The organism is Beijerinckia sp. 28-YEA-48 (assembly GCF_900104955.1).
Lineage (GTDB): Bacteria > Pseudomonadota > Alphaproteobacteria > Rhizobiales > Beijerinckiaceae > Terripilifer.
The window spans coordinates 4354732-4371536 of the sequence record NZ_FNSI01000001.1; the positions used below are offsets into that span (position 1 = coordinate 4354732).

Here is a 16805-nt window from a genome sequence, read left to right on the forward strand (position 1 = left end):
GGCGGATAATAGCGACATGAGTGAACCACGGAACGGCTCGCGCAGCACGCTGCTCGCGGTCGAGGACACCGAATTCCTGCTGCGCGATGAGATGCGGCCGATCCGCTTCGCTCTGGAATACAGCAAAGCCGAGCTGTCGTTGCGGGACTGGGGCATTCGCTCGACCATTATTGTTTTCGGCAGCGCGCGCATTCCCTCGCCCGAGCAGGCCGCGACCACCGCCGCGAAAGCGCAGACGGACGCCGAAAAGACACTGGCGGAGAAGGGGCAGAAGCGCTCCGAATTTTATCGGATCGCGCGCGAGTTCGCCCACATCGCTTCGCAGCGGGGCGGCGCGCTAGCGCCCAAGAATCGCTGGCGTGACAATGTCATCACCACCGGCGGCGGCCCTGGCATCATGGAAGCCGCCAATCGCGGCGCGTTCGATGCCGGCGCGCCGACGGTCGGCTTCAACATCACCCTGCCGCATGAGCAGGAACCCAATCCCTATATCACGCCGGAACTGAGCTTCCGCTTCCACTACTTCGCGATGCGCAAGATGCATCTGGCCATGCGCGCCAGAGCGCTGGCGGTTTTTCCCGGTGGCTTTGGCACCCTGGACGAACTGTTCGAGGTGCTGACACTGCAACAGACGCACAAAGCGCCGCCGGCGCCCATCGTCCTGTTCGGCGAAAGCTATTGGCGCAGGATCATTAATTTCGACGCCTTCGTCGAAGAAGGCATGATCTCGGCCGACGACCTCAAACTGTTCGAATTCGCCGAGACCGCCGAGGAGGGCTGGGCTTCGCTCGTCCGCCGGGGCTTGCACATTCAGGGTTCGGAACAGATCGACTGAACCCCTCGCCGACGCAGCCCCGCCACAATAGCTTTACCTAGACATAGATCCAACCGCGCGCGGCGCCGCGGATCGATGGTGCTGTTCCAAAGCGAAGCCACTCACCTCGTTAAAGCGCGGCGAAGCCACCATCGACGGGCAGTACGACGCCGGTGATCGCCGCGGCCTCCGCCGAGCATAGAAAAGCCGCAGCGCTCGCGATCTCCTCGGGTGCGATCACCTGTCCAAGCGGCGCCGCCTTGCCGACCGTGTCGCTGCCGCCTTGCTTTTGGCGCAGCTCGGCACCGGCGCCTTTCATCGGAACAGCCATGAAGCCCGGCGCGATGCAATTCACCCTTATGCCGCGCGGCCCATAGGCGACGGCGAAGGTGCGGGTCAGTGATTCGACGCCAGCTTTGCTGGCCTGATAGGCATAAGCGCCCTTGGCGCGCCCCATGAAAGCCGTGACACTGCTGAGCAACAATAGGGAAGAACCGTTCGCCAATCGCGTGCCCGCCAGATCGCAGAGATAAGCCACGCCGTTCAGATTGATATTGAGAACCTTGGCGATGGTCGTGGGATCGGACGCGCCGGCTTGTGTTTCCAGCAGAATGCCATGAGCGGCGACCACGCATCTGATGGTGCCCAGCGTTTGCGCATGATCGAACAGGGCGACGAGGCTTTGCGGATCGGTGACATCGCATTTGAAGAAGGATTGGCCGGCCGCAACCGGGCGAACATCGAGATCGGCGGCAATCACATGCAGGCCACGCGCCTGCAATACGGCTGATATCGCCGCGCCGATCGCGCCTGTGCCACCGGTGACAAGAGCGATATCAGTCATAGCATTTCCTTCACTTCCGCTTCGCGGAGATCATAATCAAGGCCTGTGCGGGCATCGCCGGTGATCTTGGCTCGAAAGGCTTCGATGGTGCCGGGCCAATGGGTGAAGACACCGCCATCGCCGCCAGCCCGATACCAAGACGAGCAATTGCCGAGCACCAACACGCTATCGCTGGCGCGCCGCTGGATATCCTGGTTGTAGGTGTCGTGGGTCTGCGGCGACACTTCGACGGTGCGCGCGCCGCTGCGGGCCATGGCTTTCAGAGCATCGACGATCAAGGCAACCTGGCCCTCAATGAAGTCGGTGGCCGAGGCGCCGCTGACATTTGGCCCGTTGATGAGGAACAGATTGGGGAAGCCTTTGACCAAGGTGCCGTAATAGGCCTCAGGTAGTTCTCGCCAGAAGGCTTCAAGCGTTTGGCCGTCGCGCCCGGCGATTTCGAGCCCGCCGAGCATATGGGCCGTGTCGAAGCCCGTCGCCCAGATGATGAGATCGACCGGATAGGCATTGCCTTCCTTGTCGACGATGCTGCCTTCCGTGAGGCGGGAGACGCCACTGCCAATCACCTCGACATTTGGGCGTTTCAGCGCCGGATAATAGTCATTGCTGAACAGCGGGCGCTTGCAGCCGAACCGGTAGTTCGGCGTGAGGATGTCGCGCAGGCGCGGATCGTGGATCACCTTATCGAAATGCTTGCGCCATTCGCCTTCCTGCTGCGCGATCAATTCGCTGTTCATCGGAAAACGCGCTTCGGCGATCTTCTCGAACAGGCGGAACCATTCCTCGCGACGCTCGCGTTGGCGGGCGGCGAAGTCCGGGCTCTCGCGATCCTCCAAGGCGAAGAACAGATCGGGCCGTGGCAGGACATAGGACGGCGTGCGCACGAAGACATGCGCCTTCCTGGCATGTTGCGCTGCATAGGGTGTCACCTGAATCGCGGTGGCGCCGCCACCGACAACGGCGACGGCCTTGCCCTCCAATTGAACCTTGTCCGACCATTCGGTCGTGTGCAGCATTTCGCCTTTGAACAGATCCCTGCCGGGCACATTCGGCACGACAGGGCGTGACAGAAGACCCCCGGCCCAGATTAGAAAGCGGCTTGTGAAACAGCGCCCGTCCTTGGTCTCAAGGGCCCAGTGGGCATGCTCTTCGTCCCAGATAGCGCGCGCGACCTCGGTGCGAAATTCGATCGACGGCCGCACGTCATATTGATCGGCGAATTCACTGAGATAGTCCCAGATCTCATTGCCGGGGGCGAAGTTAGTCGACCAGTTGCGCCCAGGGAAGTAGGAAAAGGCATAGAGATCGATCGGCGTGTCGCAAGCGACATTCGGATAACGATTGGCGCGCCATACACCACCCAGATCGTCAGCCCGCTCGAACACGACGATGCGATTGATCCCCGCCTGTTTGAGCTTGGCGGCAGAGGCGAGACCACCAAGACCGGCGCCAACAATCGCGACGTCATAGGCTTGCGATGGCTTGTGTTCGCTGCCGCCGTGTAATGCGCTCATAGTTTATCTCGCTCGTATTGCTTAAAGTACGGGATCGGTCGGACGCCGGCTGGTGCCGTGCGCGATCTGTTGGCGCAGTTCATGGCCATCCAGATAAGCGACCTCGCCCTTGATCAGACCGTCTTCGAAATAGATCCACACCGTCATCGGCAGGCACAAAGTCTTGCCGGAGGTCGGCATGCCAAAAAAGGTGCCCGTTGGCGTGCCGGAGAAATAGCCGTTCCCGACCATGATCTCATCGGAAACCACCCAGCGGTGCGGAAAGAAGCCTTGGCCCTGAAACGTCGTCAGGCGGATGCGATAGAATTCGCGCATGGCATCGAAACCGCGCACCTCGAGGCCCGTGGCGTACATAAGTTGAAACGGCTCGTTGCGCGTCATGGTCTCCATCGTGCCATCGAGGTCGCCCGACCACTCGGCGCTCGTATGGGCCAGCATCATCTGCCAATTGTGCCTGGCTGCAATGCCACCGGCCCAGTGGATGTCTTCGGAATAATCGAATGGCGCCGCCCGCTTGGCGATTTGCGACGCATCAAGGCTGAGCATGTTCCTCTCCCAGGTCCTTTGACCCTTGCCCCTTGACCGCACTTTTGAGCCGCGCGTCAGGACGCCTCGAATGTGCGGCCTGACAGATAGCGTTGCAAATTTATGTTCATGTTGATTACTATTTCCGGCGTGAATATGAGGGTCGCCCCGTGCGCAATATGAACATGCTCGACCTCAACCTCTTGCGGGTGTTCGAGGCTTTGATGCGCGAGCAGAATGTTTCGCTGGCGGCCGAGCGGTTGAATCTCACCCAACCTGCTGTTTCCAATGCGCTCAACCGCTTGCGCGCGGTGTTCGAGGATCAGCTCTTCGTGCGCACGCGCAATGGCATGGAGCCAACGCCGGTTGCGTTGGCTTTGTATGAGCCGATCCAGCAGGGGCTGACGTCGATCCGGTCGGCTCTTTCCGAAGGCCTGGCTTTCGATCCCGCGACCTCGCAGCGCAATTTCACCATCATCACGACGGATGTCGGCGAGCTCACCTATGTGGCGCAGCTGCTGCGGATGCTGTCGCGCGAGGCGCCGCATATTGATCTGGAAGTCATGGAGGCTTCGCGAGAGGAGTATGAGAAACTGCTCGATAGCGGCAAAGCCGATTTCGCGCTCGGCCGTTTCAAGATCAGCGATTCATTTCGCTGCGAGTTGATCGGCTCCTGCATCTATGTCGCGGTGATGTGCAGCACATATGCGCGCAAGCTCGGCATAAAAAAGGGCAGTGTCATTCCTTATGACACATTCCTCGGCCTGGCCCATGTCGATGTCATGCCGCGCGGCGCGACGGCCAATCCGATTGCCCCAGCGCTGGGCCGCGATGCAGCGCGGCGGCGGATCGCGCTGACGATCCCGCACACGTCGGTTCTCTCAGGGCTGCTTCCAGATACTGAACTGGTGGCCACGGTGCCGCAGCCGGCGGTGTCGAGCCTGTGTCGCAGCGGCGCGCTGACCTGGGCTTACCTCTCCTTTGAAACCGAGATTACGCAGCTGTTCATGGGCTGGCACAAGCGCCAGGATAGCGACAAAGGCCACGTCTGGATCCGCGAGAAACTGCGAGCCATACAAGTGAACGAATAGCGGGCGCTATTGCAGCCGGCCGCGTGAGGTCTCGCGCAAAGAGAACACCGTCGCTGTCGTAAACAGCGCGATCACCGCCACATAATAGGCTGGTGCCGTCGCCGAGCCGGTTTTGTCGATCAGGATCGTCGAGATGAACGGGGCAAAGCCGCCAAACACAGTCACGGCAATAGCCGAAGAAATGCCAACCATGGTCGCGCGCCGTTCGGTTGGGAACAGTTCCGAGATGATCGCCGGGCCGACGCCAGCGATCATCGCCGTAAAGACCGACATGACGATCTGCAGCAGAACGATCACCTGAAAGCCCGGTGCGCTGGCGATGATGCCATAGAAGGGAATGGGCAGCAGGATGAAGGCCGCAGCGCCCGCGCCGAACACAGGACGGCGGCCCAGCCGATCGGAGACGGCACCGAAGACTGGGATGAGAAACACGCCAATCAAAGTGCTGATCGATGTCGACCACAGGGCCTGTTGCGCCGAGAGGCCGCCGTAACGCTGCGTATAGGTGGTCATATAAACCATCACTGCGAAACTGGTGACCGACCACAAGGCGACGACGCCGACGGATTGTAGCGCGGCGAAGAAGGAGGAGCCCTGGTTCGGCGCCTGTCGCTGCGCCACAGCCTGACTTGGGGCCTTGAACCTCGGCGTTTCCTCGACGTTGCGACGCATGTAGAGCGCGACCACCGCCAGCAGGCCACCAAGCAGAAACGGAATGCGCCAGCCCCAGGCTTCCATCTCCGCCGGCGTCAGAAAGGACGAGATGATCGCGACCGTCCCCACGCCGAGCAGCAACCCGCCATAGGTGCCAACCTGATGAAAGCTAGCGAAGAAACCACGCTTGGATTCGGGCGCCCATTCGATGAGATAGGCTGCGGCGCCGCCAAATTCGGCGCCAGCCGACAGACCCTGGGCCAGACGCGCCAACAAAATGAGGGCGGGTGCGGCAAGCCCGATCGTTGCATAGGTGGGCGATATGCCGATCAGAACGGACGCGCCTGCCATCAAGAACATCGCAAACAGCAGAACGAACCTACGCCCCTTGGTATCGGCGATACGACCGAAGATGATGGCGCCCAGTGGCCGGGCGACGAAACCGGCGCCAAAGGCCGCGAAGGTGGCGAGCAGGGCCGCAGTTTCGTGTGTGGAGGGAAAGAAGTTCCGGGCGATATAGACGACGACAAAGCCATAGACCGTGAAGTCGTACCATTCGAGAATATTGCCAAGACTGGCGATGGCCACCGAGCGCCGCGCCTTCGATGGCGCGGACGTCGACTCATAGATGGCCGTGACTTGATCTTGAGCGCTCACCGGCGTTCCCCCTCTGTCTTCCTCGCGTGACGGCTGTTGTCACGTCTTCGAGCCGGCGCCCTATGGCAAATCGCGTTTCGATAGCGCGATTTTGCCTAGAACCTCCGTTTTGACGCGTCTTCATCTCGCTCGGCGATTCCGCCGAGCTGTGAAACGCTACAGCCGGTGACAGATTGGTGCCGGTGTCAGACCCGACAGGCAAATTCAGATTTCGGATAGATCAAATCGGCGGCGTGAATTTTGGTGCCGGTTCCCGCAGGAGCGCCGACCGTTCTTTCCGCGACTAACGGCAGCCTGGACCGTAAGAAATCGTGTTTCTAGCGAACCGCGATTGCCCCGACCCTGGGTGCCGAGGCGCCCCCAGGCTCAGCCCTGTGGTTCGATTTTAGCGATACGCACGTAATCCACCCAATCGCGGATATCGCGAAGGAAGAAGTCTCGCGCCTGATCCGGGGTGATGATCCATGGGTCGCTGGCGACGCTGTTGAGAAACTGCTTGGCTTCTGGCGTGGCCGTCACCTGATTGAAGTGCTTGTTAATCTGCTCGACGATCGGCCTTGGCGTTGCTGACGGCACCATGGCGGAAAACCAGCCGGTGACATTCATCGGCGTTCCAAGTTCGGTCATGGTCGCAATGTCGGGATTTGCGTCCAGACGTACGTCGCTGCTGACGGCCAAAATGCGCACACGGCCTTCCCGCGCTTGCGATGCTCCGAAGATATTGTCGTACAGGGCGTAGTCGATAGCGCCACTTTTAAGATCGTTCATGGAATCGGCTGACGCGCGATAAACAACCTCGACAGCTTCGAGCTTGTTCAATTCCTTGTAGATCGCGCCCATCACCTTCGCCATGGGATTGGAGGTGCCATATGTGACTTTGTCACCACGTGCCTTGGCGAAGGCCGTGACCTCAGCCACGCTTTTCCAAGGCTTGCTTTGATCGACACAGAAAAACGTCGGTTGACGGCTAATGGCAGCGCAAACCGTAATCTCCTTGGCGACATCGACGGGAGGGTTTTTGAACAACTGCATGTTGGCCGCCAAGGCCCCGGCACTGTGCACGTAGATCGTGTGTCCATCGGGCTTCGAGAGCGCTGTGTATTGGGTGGCGACATTGCCAAGCGCGCCGATGCGATTTTCGACGATGATCGTTCGACCGAAAAGAGGCCGCAATTTCTCCGCGTACCATCGCACAATGAGATCCGCACCAGAGCCAGCGGGAAAAGCGCAGACGAAACGCACATCCTGCGAAGGGTATGATTGCGCCCGGACGATCGATGGGGACATGACGGTAGCGCAGGCGGCGATCATGCCTGAGTTAAACCGGCGGCGAGATAGGTTGTTTTCATCCTGGATCATGCACGTCCTCCCCCCATTTTACGGACGCAAACTGGCGTAAACGCTCAGTTGGACCGACGGGCTGTTTCGCCCCGGATCAAAACCTAGGCGCGCAGCCGCGTACGGCTCGACAAGACGTCGCCTGTTGGCGGACGGCCGGAATAGGCCGGCATCCTGATGCCACCCTTTCATATTATGCATAAAATGAAAAACTTGCACAATAAATATTTCCTGCATAAAAATCTGAGGTTGGCGGAGGGTAAAGACCTTCCGAAAGCTCCTCGGCTAGGGAGACGACATTGGCATTCTCACCAGCGGCGCTTCGATTTCGAAAGCTGCCTTTCACACCATGAATAGGGGCTCATGCCTGTTTGGGCCCGCCGCGCCACAGCAAGAGACCCCAACCCAAAGACCAGTGCGCCACGCTCTCGTGCAGGAAAAATCAGAATATGAAATTGAAACCGTTGTTTGCCGCGACATCGATATTACTGGCGCTTTCGCCCATCGCCGGCCAGGCTCAGGACGCAGCCGCTGGTCAGGCCGTTTATAACCAGTGTCGTCCCTGCCATCAGGTCGGCGAGAACGCGCGCAATCTCATCGGCCCTGAACTCAACGGCTTGCTCGGTCGCAAGGCTGGCTCGGTGGAAGGCTACAGTTATTCAGAAGCCAACAAGAACTCCGGCATCACCTGGGATGAAGCGACGTTCAAAGAGTACATCAGCAACCCACGCCAGAAAGTGCCTGGGACCAAAATGGCGTTCGCCGGCATCAAGAACGAAACGCAGATCCAGAATCTGATTGCCTATCTCAAGACCTTCGCGGCCGACGGCAAAGCACAATAGCTCCGCGCGGCCCTTCGTTCGCTCAACGCGAGTTCAGCGATGAATACACAGCGCGAACGGCCTCCTCACCCCCTGAAGTGTGAGAGACCCTGGCCAGAGCGCAACGACAGTCGGCAGATTTCCTACTCTGAACATTCAACATCAGCAGGAGAGACACGTGGGTTTCATATCGAAGAAAGCCATATGCGCGATGTTCGCGATCGGCTTCGTCACGCAATCGGTGACCGCCGGCACCCTGGATGAATGGGAAAAGGTTCAGCTTCCACAACGTCCCGAACCGGAAGCCGTCAGTGTCGATCCGACTAAAACCGCTCTCCTGATGCTGGACTTCAATCGTCCGCCTTGCGACCCGGCGACACGCCCAAGATGCGCCGCGACAATTCCAGCGGCCCAGGCTCTGTTGGAGAAAGCCAAAGCCGCCGGCGTCTACGTCATCTATACCTTGGGCGGCGGCGGAACCGCTGCCGACATGGACAGCCGCATTCAGCCCTCTGGCGCGGAGCCCACGTTCACCGCACCGCCCAACAAGTTTCTGGGATCTGACCTGGAAACGCTTTTGAAGAGCCGCGGCATTGAAACAATCATTCCCATGGGCGCCGCTTCAAACGGATCGATTCTCTACACGTCCAGTGAGGCCGCATTTCGCGGTTACAAAGTCGTCGTGCCCGTCGATGGCATTTCGGCGGCCACGGTTTACGCGGAGCAGTTCACGATTTGGCAGTTGTTGAACGGACCAGCCGTGAACAATCGCGTTAAACTGACAAGAACAGACACCATCAAATTCGCGCCCGGAAACTGAAGCGGACGATATTCGCCGGCTGATCGCGGGTCGGCGCTTCTCGACAGTTAGGCGCTCTGCGCGGCGTCGGGGTGAATTGCTGGAATGAATACAACTAAGGACCCAGCCTGACGATAACGTGATCTATGTCACGAGAAATGGGTTGCTTAGTAGAGATCGAACTCTCAGCGCGGTGCGTCGAGCACCGCGACGGTATCGTTCGCGTCGGTCGATACGACATTTAAATAATGATTGTAGCGCAGGTATTTCTTGAAACAGGTGACAGCCGAAGTCACGCTGACAGTCTTGCCTAGATAGCAACATTCAAGACGAAACAAACCTTGCCGCGCGCGATCCATATTGTAGCCTGATCGCAAGTTCCGATATTCGCTATCGGAGCCTACGACCATCAGGTCGTTTCCTCCCTGACTTGGCTCCGCTTGTTGATTCATTCAACGGCGGAGTCACTTTTCTCCGCGAGAAAAGACGAGTCAGAAGTTAGGTCGAATGGCGCGACATTCTCGCGCGATGAAATGATCGCAGCTAGCGGCGGCTTGATAGCAGGCTTCGCGTTTGTCCGGAGCTGCTTGCAACTGGGCAGCGAGAGTGACCGCCGAAAGCCTCGACACGATCGTCCGTGCTTCTTGCTCTATCTGCTTCGTGTCGAGCCATTATTGTACGTCCCGCACCCCGCAGTTCCGAATCTGTTGTTCAGAGGGAGCGGATTGAAACGGAGGTAATTTCAATCTTACCGGTGATCCGGGTTCTGCGGGATGCGGGTTTTCCGGCCGGGGTATTGCGCCCCCCGACCGAAACCTAATGCGATGAGCCAAGCCTCATGCGATCAGCGAAATTCTTCGCTTTAGAACGTGCGCTCGACGCGGACACGACCCGTCCAATTACTCGGGCTGACGTCAGCCAACGTGCCAAGACCGACCGGAACCGTGAGCGGCAAGGTCTGATTCAGGCGGGCGTAGGACAGCTCGACACCAATGTCGAAGTTGCGCACCGGCGACCAGATCAGACTGCCCATGACGCCCCACACGTTGGCATCAGACAGACCACCATTGGCCCAGCTGGTATTGCGGGTCACCGAGCCTGGGGTGATACGTGCATATGAACCGATCAAGTTCGAACGCAGCGATGGGGTCCAGTAGTGGGTGAAGATCGCCGCAGCCGACCAAGCCTTGGTCTGCTCCGAGCCACCAACCGTACAGGCCGCGTTCACACAGAACAGCGTGACGTTCCGGTCTACGCGCAGAAAGCCGCCAAGCCAGCTGCCGGAGACCGCAGGGTTGGAATTGATGCCGGAGTTCGTCACGTAGTCGAGCGCGCCGACGCCGTAAGCCGCCCATGCCTGGATATGATCGCCTTGAGCGATCATCGGCAGGTTGATGCGAACGCCACCGCTGACCGCCCAGCCCGTCTGTTTGACCTGCGGACCGGCGTTGCCGACAACCGCGAGATTGGCGTTGCCGAAGGTGGCGATGTTCTGCAGCACCGCGGCCGACAGCATCGCGGAACCCCACGGCTGATCGATGCGGACGTTACCGACGAGAGCCGGCAGACCCTGAGGGTTGGGGCCCGCGGTCGCCGCCGTGCCGGTGAACGGGTTGGCGCCGAGCGTGTTGACCGAGTTTGACAACGTCAGTTCGCCGCGATTCTCCACTGCGATCGATGCCGAGATGCCGCCACCGAAGGTCGCTGTGTAGGCGAGCTGGCGGATGCCGTTCGGGAACGACGCGGTGAACATCGAATGATACTGGTAGGCTGGCAGGAATGTGAAGTTTGAAGCGGCCTGACCGGCGGTGAAACCGGCAAAACGAATGTAAGCGGCTTCGATCGTCGTGGTGTTCGCGTTGCCCGCCGCGAACACGCTGCCGCTGTAGCCTGGCGGGGTATTGGCGAGACCGGACGCTGCCTGCAGACGGAGCGAGAAGACAGTCTGTACCGTCCCCCAGGCGGATTGCGTGCGCGCATCCATGTTGATGATGCCGCGTGCGTACCAACCGTTCTGGTCAACCGCATTCGAGCTGATGAACGTGCCCGTCCCGCCGCCGGTCGAACGCCCTGACACCGCGTTCTTAGCCGGGGTGTACCAGGTGTCGACACGAACACGGCCGCCGACCTTCAAGCAGGTGTCGGTGCCGGGAATGAAGTAGAAGCCTGCACCATAAGCGTCACAAACCCGCACGAATTCGACAGGCGTGGACTTAATTGAGGGCAAATCAGCGGCCTGGCCCGAGCCCGCCATTGTAAGGAGTGCTGCTGAACCGAGCACAGCACTTCGCGTCAACATCATGGATTGATTCCTCCGTCAGAGCTCTCGGCGGGTGCCGAGTCAGCCATTCCGTAGAACTACCATGTTTGTGCACAAAAAAGCTTTTGTGCATTTATTAAATAATGTGTATGCCCAGCGTGCTGCCTAGCAGCGCTGCGAATTGGGGACTCGCGCTGTAATTGCCCAAGATGGCATGATCATCTCGGCGCGGACGCCAGCTTTCTACAACAAACCGCAGTCGGTCGAGAACATCATCGATCATCGCGTCGGACCTATTGTCGATGTCTTCGATCTCGATGTTGCTGGCTTTCCGGACGCCGCTTCAAACGAATCGATTCTCTATGCGTCCACTGAAGCCGCATTTCGCGATCACTAGGTCGTCATTCCGGTCGATGGCATTTCGGCTGCCGCTCTCGACACGGAGCAGTTCACGCGTTGGCAGTTGCGGACCGGACAGAAGAACAGACACAATCAAATTCGCGCCTGGCAACTGAAGCGAGCGATCTTCACCGGCTTGTCACACCGGTAGGCTCAAATCGATCACGAAACGGAAAGTTCATTGGTTTAGTTTGGTGGAGCCAGACGGAATCGAACCGACGACCTCTTCAATGCCATTGAAGCGCTCTCCCAACTGAGCTATGGCCCCACGCCGCAAACCGGCCTTTCGGCGGTTGCGAAATACACGATCCGTTGGGACGGACCGGGCGCTTGCGTCGCCCTTTCGGGCGGCGCGGCGCGTGTATAGCGCCTCATCGACAGCTTCACAAGCGTTGTGCAAGCTGTCGGGAGGGAAAATTCTCAGCTTTCTTCGTCGGTCTCGATATCGCCGTCGATCAGGCCGGACACGTCGTCGTTATCTTCCTCTTCTTCTTCAAGGAAGGTCTCGTCGTCGCCAGCGTTATCGTCGTCTTCGATCTCAATATCGTCATCTGACGCGCCAACAGCCTTGGCCTCGGCAGCATCGGCATCCTCAAGGGACACCAATTCCACATTCGCCGTATCTGGCTCGGCCTCGTCGTCGGCCTCGGCCCGGCGCGCCGGCGCGGCGCGCGCGGCCACAGCCTGGAACACAGTGCCGCACTTCGGGCAGATGATCGGATCGTGGTTAAGGTCGAAAAACTTAGTGCCGCAGCTCTGGCACTGGCGTTTGCCACCTAGGTCCGGTTTCGCCACTTGTCAAAACCTCATGCAATTCTGGAAGAACCGCCGCGCCGCCGGGCGGAACATGGAAACCAATTCCGGACGCTCCCGTTAGTGGGCTGTCGCGCGCCTGTCAAATGGGAAGTTAGTCGCCCGTTGCAATAATGACAGGAGCAGTTTGCGCATGGTAGGAGCGCCGCGCGAGACCTCTGAGTTCGCCCGCATTTTTGAGGATAAAATGGCCGCCGCCTCCCACGCCCATTCCGCCCCGATTCCCTTGACGGCGGCCGCCTCAGGCCCCCTGACCGGGCGTCTGCGGGCGCCCGGCGACAAGTCGATTTCCCATCGCGCCCTTATTCTGGGCCTGCTGGCGGTCGGCCGCACCACGATTGAAGGCCTGCTGGAAGGCGACGATGTCCTGCGCACGGCCGACGCCTGCCGCGCGCTGGGCGCTAAGGTCGAGCGCACCGGCCCCGGCCAGTGGACGGTTGATGGGGCTGGCCTCGGCACCCTGCAAACGCCTCGCGATGTCCTTGATTTCGGCAATGCCGGCACCGGGACCCGACTGATGATGGGTGTGGTGGCCGGCCACCCGATCGAAGCAACTTTCGACGGCGACGCCTCCCTGCGCAAACGCCCGATGCGCCGTATTCTCGATCCGCTGGCGCTGATGGGCGTCCAGGTCGTCGCCGAGAGCGAAGGCGGGCGCTGCCCGATCGTCCTGCGTGGCACCGGCGACCCGGCCCCGATCGAATATCGCACCCCGGTTCCATCAGCTCAGCTTAAGTCAGCTATCCTGCTCGCCGGCCTTAATTCGCCCGGCCAGACGACGGTTATCGAAACCGAGGCGTCGCGCGACCATACGGAAAAAATGCTGGCCTATTTCGGCGCCAATATCGTCTCCACCCCGGACGGGCCGCACGGGCGCAAGATTGTGCTGGCCGGCCGGCCGGAGCTGAAGGCGCGCGACGTCATCGTCCCGGCCGACCCCTCGTCAGCCGCTTTCGCCCTAACGGCGGCGCTGCTGGTGCCTGATTCGGACGTCATCATCGAAGGCATGATGATGAATCCGCTGCGCATCGGCCTGTTGACCACCCTGCAGGAGATGGACGCACGAATCGACGTCCTCAACGCCCGCATCGAGGGCGGTGAGGACGTGGCTGATCTCAGGGTGCGGACGTCGCAGCTCAAGGGCGTTGACGTGCCCGCGGCTCGGGCGCCGGCGATGATCGATGAATATCCGATCCTGGCGGTGGTGGCGGCTTTCGCACAAGGCGAAACACGCATGCGCGGACTGGCCGAATTGCGGGTGAAGGAATCAGATCGCCTGGCGGCGGTGGCCGACGGCCTGATCGCTGCTGGCGTGACCTGCCGAATCGAAGGTGACGATCTGATCGTCACTGGCGGACAAGACGGTCCCGGCATCGTGCGTGGCGGCGGCACGGTGAAAACTCATCTCGATCACCGCATCGCCATGAGCTTCCTGGTGATGGGCCTCGCCTCGCAGCAGCCGATGACCATCGACGACGCGGCGATGATCGCCACCAGCTTCCCGACCTTTCAGCCGGAGATGCAGCGGCTCGGCGCGAAGTTCAGCGGCTAACTCCGTCATTGCGAGGAGCGCAGCGACGCGGCAATCCAGGAGCGTGTGGTGCCAAGAAAGGCCTGCGGTGCAGGCTTTTCCACGTCTATGACTTTACACCTTAACCCCTGGATTGCGTCGCTGCGCTCGCAATGACGGTCTCGTTTTCGTGCGCTGACGAGAAACAGCTCTACTTCGATCGTTCCCGCTCGATCAGCGCCAGCACCGAGGCGAGCCGGTCTTTCACGGGCTTGGGCGCATCGATGATATCAGCGACAACCTTCTGCACTTCCTCGCCGGACACCGGATTGATGTCGAGATTCATCTTCCGTGCGTCTTCAAGGAAGGCCGGCAGTTTCATCGTCGCTTCAAAGGCGGCGCGGAGCGCCTTGACCCGTTCCGCCGGCACCTGCGGTGACGTGAAGAACGGCCGGCCGATGACGGTGGGAGCCGAGAGCAGACGCATGGCCTGCCGATCCAGATCGTTGGCGGCAAGATCCATCATCAACGGCACATCCGGCAGATCAGATGCGCGTTTCAGGCCAACCTGCACCAGCAGATAGACCTTCTTGTCGCGAATCCAGTCAGGCCGGGTCGCCTTCCAGGAGGCCCAAGAATTGGAGCCGCGGCCGGCGACCTCGCCTTTCTCCATGGCGAGATTGACCTCATTGCCACCGGGATAGCCGAGGATGATCTTGAACTTGGTGCCGACCATGCTGTTGAGCACCTGCGGATATTGCGCCGAAGTGTTGTAGCCGGTGGCGCCCATGGTCGATTCGACCTTGCGCGCGTCCTCAATGGTCTTCACCGGCGAGGTGTACCAGGTGGAGACCACATTATTCTCGACGATCGGATTGCCGATATAGATCAGCTCGCGGCTGTCGAACTTGACGCCGCTGTCGCCGAGCGCCTGTTCCAAGGCGATCGATTGATCGGCGATCCCCAGCACCGTCCCATCCTTGGGGGCAACACTATGGACATAGGCGGCGGCGATCCGGCTGCCGGCACCGGTCATGTTCTTAGGCACCAGCTTGGGCTTGCCGGGGATCTGATCGCCGAGATAGCGGGCGAGCAGCCTTGCGTAAGCATCATAGCCGCCGCCGACCGTGAAGCCGATGATGAGATCGATATTGTTCTTGGAGCGGTAGAACTGTTCGACGGCGTCCTGAGCGCGATCTTGGGCCTGTGCCGGGCTTGAGACAGCGGCGAAGGCGGCCAAAACGGCGGCCGGAGCCAGTCCGAGCCGTTTACCAAACGAAAATAGGGGCAATTTCTTGCGATTCACCGGACGTTCCCTTTCCCTGACGGCCTTATCTCGGCCTGTTTCCAGACCAGACATAGCGTCCCGGAACGCCCGTTGAAAGCCAGTAACGGGTTAAGAACAGCGGTTGGCGATCTTTTCCGCGCCCTTGACCGCCCCTACCTTATGTCTGATAGCTCTAGGAACTATTTTCATAGCCAAGTCCGCGTCTCGACTGAGAGCCTTGGGACTGCGCAGGGGTCATAGAATGAGCGAGACGATGGCGTGGCTGTCTACGATCGAAGAAGTGATCGAGGACGCCAAGGCCGGGAAGATGTTCATCCTGGTCGACGACGAGGGTCGTGAGAACGAAGGCGATCTTGTCATTCCGGCCGAAATGGCCAACGCCGAGGCGGTCAATTTCATGGCCAAGCACGGTCGTGGACTGATCTGCCTGTCGATGACCCAAGACCGAGTGGAAGAACTCGGCCTGCATCTGATGTCGCAGAAAAACCAGACGCTGCACCACACCGCCTTCACCGTGTCGATCGAGGCGCGCGAAGGCGTCACCACCGGCATCTCGGCGGCCGACCGCGCCCAGACCATCGCGGTTGCCATCGACCCGAAAAAGGGTCGCCGTGACATCGTCACCCCGGGCCATGTCTTCCCGCTCGTCGCCAAGGAAGGCGGCGTGCTGGTGCGCGCCGGCCATACGGAAGCCGCCGTCGACATTTCGCGTCTCGCCGGCCTGAACCCGGCTGGCGTCATCTGCGAGATCATGAACGACGACGGTACGATGGCGCGCATGCCAGACCTCGTGCAGTTCGCGCAATTACATGGGCTGAAGATCGCCACTATTGCCGATCTCATCGCTTATCGCCGGCGCAACGAACGCCTGATCAACATGATCTCGGAATCGAAGATCAACAGCCGCTATGGCGGCGAGTTCAAGATCCGCGTCTATTCCAACTCCGTCGAATATGCCGAGCACATCGCTCTCATCCGTGGCGACATCTCCGGCGACGAGCCGGTGCTGGTGCGCATGCATCAGGCGAGCATTCTGTCCGACAGCCTCGGCGACATTGGGCCGCCGGAAATGGTCGGCGGCACCTTGCGCGCGCGCAGCGGCGAACTCGCCGGTTCCATGCGCATGATCGCCGAAGCCGATCGCGGCGTCGTCATCTTCATCCGCGAGACGGCGCCGACCTTCATCAGCCGCGCCCTGAAAGAACGCGAAGGGCAGGCACGCGGTCCCGTGTCGGAACTGCGCCAATATGGTCTGGGCGCGCAGATCCTGCTCGACCTCGGGCTGAAGAACATCATTCTGCTCTCCAACACCCAACACAATATCGTCGGTCTCGACGGCTATGGGTTGACAGTGGTCGGCCAGCTGCCGATCAAGGAAAGCACCAATAAGGGATGAGCCGCAAAGGCTGATCCACTGCGAATAAGCGAGCCGGCGAAAACAGCCGGCCGATAAAATTTAGGGAAGCCGGCACATAACC

Annotated in this window: 16 protein-coding genes and 1 tRNA gene; 7 read left to right on the forward strand and 10 right to left on the reverse strand. The window is 60.2% G+C overall.

Annotated elements, in window-relative coordinates; all coding sequences use genetic code 11:
- Nucleotides 1-16 precede the first annotated feature (16 nt).
- Nucleotides 17-835 (forward strand): LOG family protein, encoded by an 819-nt coding sequence (locus tag BLW50_RS20425; RefSeq protein ID WP_090705959.1) that lies wholly within the window; start codon nt 17-19, stop codon nt 833-835.
- A gap of 109 nt (nt 836-944) precedes the next feature.
- Here BLW50_RS20425 and BLW50_RS20430 read toward each other — a convergent pair whose 3' ends face one another.
- Genes BLW50_RS20430 through BLW50_RS20440 form a run of 3 tightly spaced genes read right to left on the reverse strand, consistent with a single transcriptional unit; the run spans nt 945 to nt 3718 of the window.
- Complete coding sequence (locus BLW50_RS20430) at nt 945-1658, reverse strand: SDR family NAD(P)-dependent oxidoreductase (RefSeq protein ID WP_090705961.1); 714 nt, start codon at nt 1656-1658, stop codon at nt 945-947.
- Nucleotides 1655-3172 carry a flavin-containing monooxygenase gene (locus BLW50_RS20435; RefSeq protein WP_090705964.1) on the reverse strand — a complete coding sequence of 506 codons (1518 nt, stop codon included), beginning with the start codon at nt 3170-3172 and terminating at the stop codon, nt 1655-1657. Before BLW50_RS20435 ends, BLW50_RS20430 begins: the two co-directional genes overlap by 4 nt.
- 21 nt (nt 3173-3193) lie before the next feature.
- The gene (locus BLW50_RS20440; protein WP_090705966.1) at nt 3194-3718 is read right to left on the reverse strand and encodes an ester cyclase; all 525 of its coding nucleotides are present in this window, start codon (nt 3716-3718) and stop codon (nt 3194-3196) included.
- Nucleotides 3719-3876: 158 nt separating this feature from the next.
- Between BLW50_RS20440 and BLW50_RS20445 the strand changes: the two genes are divergently transcribed.
- A complete protein-coding gene (locus BLW50_RS20445) occupies nt 3877-4788 on the forward strand; it encodes a LysR family transcriptional regulator (protein WP_244544482.1) in 912 nt (303 codons plus the stop codon).
- 6 nt (nt 4789-4794) lie between these two features.
- On the opposite strand, the gene BLW50_RS20450 is transcribed toward BLW50_RS20445, so the two are convergent.
- Complete coding sequence (locus tag BLW50_RS20450; RefSeq protein ID WP_090705969.1) at nt 4795-6099, reverse strand: MFS transporter; 1305 nt, start codon at nt 6097-6099, stop codon at nt 4795-4797.
- 366 nt (nt 6100-6465) lie between these two features.
- Complete coding sequence (locus BLW50_RS20455) at nt 6466-7458, reverse strand: Bug family tripartite tricarboxylate transporter substrate binding protein (protein WP_090705973.1); 993 nt, start codon at nt 7456-7458, stop codon at nt 6466-6468.
- A gap of 428 nt (nt 7459-7886) precedes the next feature.
- Here BLW50_RS20455 and BLW50_RS20460 point away from each other — a divergent pair, with 428 nt between their 5' ends.
- Nucleotides 7887-8279, forward strand: coding sequence for a c-type cytochrome (locus tag BLW50_RS20460; RefSeq protein ID WP_090705975.1), 393 nt, complete (start codon nt 7887-7889; stop codon nt 8277-8279).
- A gap of 157 nt (nt 8280-8436) precedes the next feature.
- Nucleotides 8437-9078, forward strand: coding sequence for a cysteine hydrolase family protein (locus tag BLW50_RS20465; RefSeq protein ID WP_139267694.1), 642 nt, complete (start codon nt 8437-8439; stop codon nt 9076-9078).
- Nucleotides 9079-9242: 164 nt separating this feature from the next.
- Here BLW50_RS20465 and BLW50_RS30470 read toward each other — a convergent pair whose 3' ends face one another.
- Both BLW50_RS30470 and BLW50_RS20470 read right to left on the reverse strand, forming a co-directional pair.
- Nucleotides 9243-9509: a hypothetical protein gene (locus tag BLW50_RS30470; RefSeq protein ID WP_139267695.1), complete on the reverse strand. Its 267-nt coding sequence runs from the start codon at nt 9507-9509 to the stop codon at nt 9243-9245.
- A 410-nt stretch (nt 9510-9919) separates the two neighbouring features.
- Complete coding sequence (locus tag BLW50_RS20470) at nt 9920-11359, reverse strand: porin (protein ID WP_090705980.1); 1440 nt, start codon at nt 11357-11359, stop codon at nt 9920-9922.
- A gap of 172 nt (nt 11360-11531) precedes the next feature.
- Between BLW50_RS20470 and BLW50_RS20475 the strand changes: the two genes are divergently transcribed.
- Complete coding sequence (locus BLW50_RS20475) at nt 11532-11714, forward strand: HFCD family protein (protein ID WP_090705982.1); 183 nt, start codon at nt 11532-11534, stop codon at nt 11712-11714.
- Nucleotides 11715-11908: 194 nt separating this feature from the next.
- Here BLW50_RS20475 and BLW50_RS20480 read toward each other — a convergent pair.
- Nucleotides 11909-11984 (reverse strand) — tRNA-Ala (locus tag BLW50_RS20480).
- A gap of 152 nt (nt 11985-12136) precedes the next feature.
- Entirely contained in the window at nt 12137-12511 is a 375-nt protein-coding gene (locus BLW50_RS20485; protein ID WP_090705984.1) for a TIGR02300 family protein, read from the reverse strand.
- A gap of 205 nt (nt 12512-12716) precedes the next feature.
- On the opposite strand from BLW50_RS20485, the gene aroA reads away from it, so the two are divergent.
- Nucleotides 12717-14081 carry a 3-phosphoshikimate 1-carboxyvinyltransferase gene (gene aroA, locus BLW50_RS20490; RefSeq protein ID WP_090709449.1) on the forward strand — a complete coding sequence of 455 codons (1365 nt, stop codon included), beginning with the start codon at nt 12717-12719 and terminating at the stop codon, nt 14079-14081.
- A gap of 169 nt (nt 14082-14250) precedes the next feature.
- On the opposite strand, the gene BLW50_RS20495 is transcribed toward aroA, so the two are convergent.
- Nucleotides 14251-15345, reverse strand: a complete 1095-nt coding sequence (locus tag BLW50_RS20495; RefSeq protein WP_170850272.1) for a Bug family tripartite tricarboxylate transporter substrate binding protein — start codon at nt 15343-15345, stop codon at nt 14251-14253.
- Between the two features lie 223 nt (nt 15346-15568).
- Here BLW50_RS20495 and ribB point away from each other — a divergent pair, with 223 nt between their 5' ends.
- Nucleotides 15569-16723, forward strand: a complete 1155-nt coding sequence (gene ribB, locus BLW50_RS20500; protein WP_090705988.1) for a 3,4-dihydroxy-2-butanone-4-phosphate synthase — start codon at nt 15569-15571, stop codon at nt 16721-16723.
- Nucleotides 16724-16805 lie beyond the last annotated feature (82 nt).

Coding starts and splice junctions, on each gene's coding strand:
- aroA (WP_090709449.1), top strand. CDS start 12,717: ATGGCCGCCGCCTCCCACGCCCATTCCGCCCCGATTCCCTTGACGGCG.
- BLW50_RS20430 (WP_090705961.1), bottom strand. CDS start 1,658: ATGACTGATATCGCTCTTGTCACCGGTGGCACAGGCGCGATCGGCGCG.
- BLW50_RS20475 (WP_090705982.1), top strand. CDS start 11,532: ATGATCATCTCGGCGCGGACGCCAGCTTTCTACAACAAACCGCAGTCG.
- BLW50_RS20440 (WP_090705966.1), bottom strand. CDS start 3,718: ATGCTCAGCCTTGATGCGTCGCAAATCGCCAAGCGGGCGGCGCCATTC.
- BLW50_RS20470 (WP_090705980.1), bottom strand. CDS start 11,359: ATGATGTTGACGCGAAGTGCTGTGCTCGGTTCAGCAGCACTCCTTACA.
- BLW50_RS20445 (WP_244544482.1), top strand. CDS start 3,877: ATGAACATGCTCGACCTCAACCTCTTGCGGGTGTTCGAGGCTTTGATG.
- BLW50_RS20425 (WP_090705959.1), top strand. CDS start 17: ATGAGTGAACCACGGAACGGCTCGCGCAGCACGCTGCTCGCGGTCGAG.
- BLW50_RS20455 (WP_090705973.1), bottom strand. CDS start 7,458: ATGATCCAGGATGAAAACAACCTATCTCGCCGCCGGTTTAACTCAGGC.
- BLW50_RS20435 (WP_090705964.1), bottom strand. CDS start 3,172: ATGAGCGCATTACACGGCGGCAGCGAACACAAGCCATCGCAAGCCTAT.
- ribB (WP_090705988.1), top strand. CDS start 15,569: ATGAGCGAGACGATGGCGTGGCTGTCTACGATCGAAGAAGTGATCGAG.
- BLW50_RS20460 (WP_090705975.1), top strand. CDS start 7,887: ATGAAATTGAAACCGTTGTTTGCCGCGACATCGATATTACTGGCGCTT.
- BLW50_RS30470 (WP_139267695.1), bottom strand. CDS start 9,509: ATGAATCAACAAGCGGAGCCAAGTCAGGGAGGAAACGACCTGATGGTC.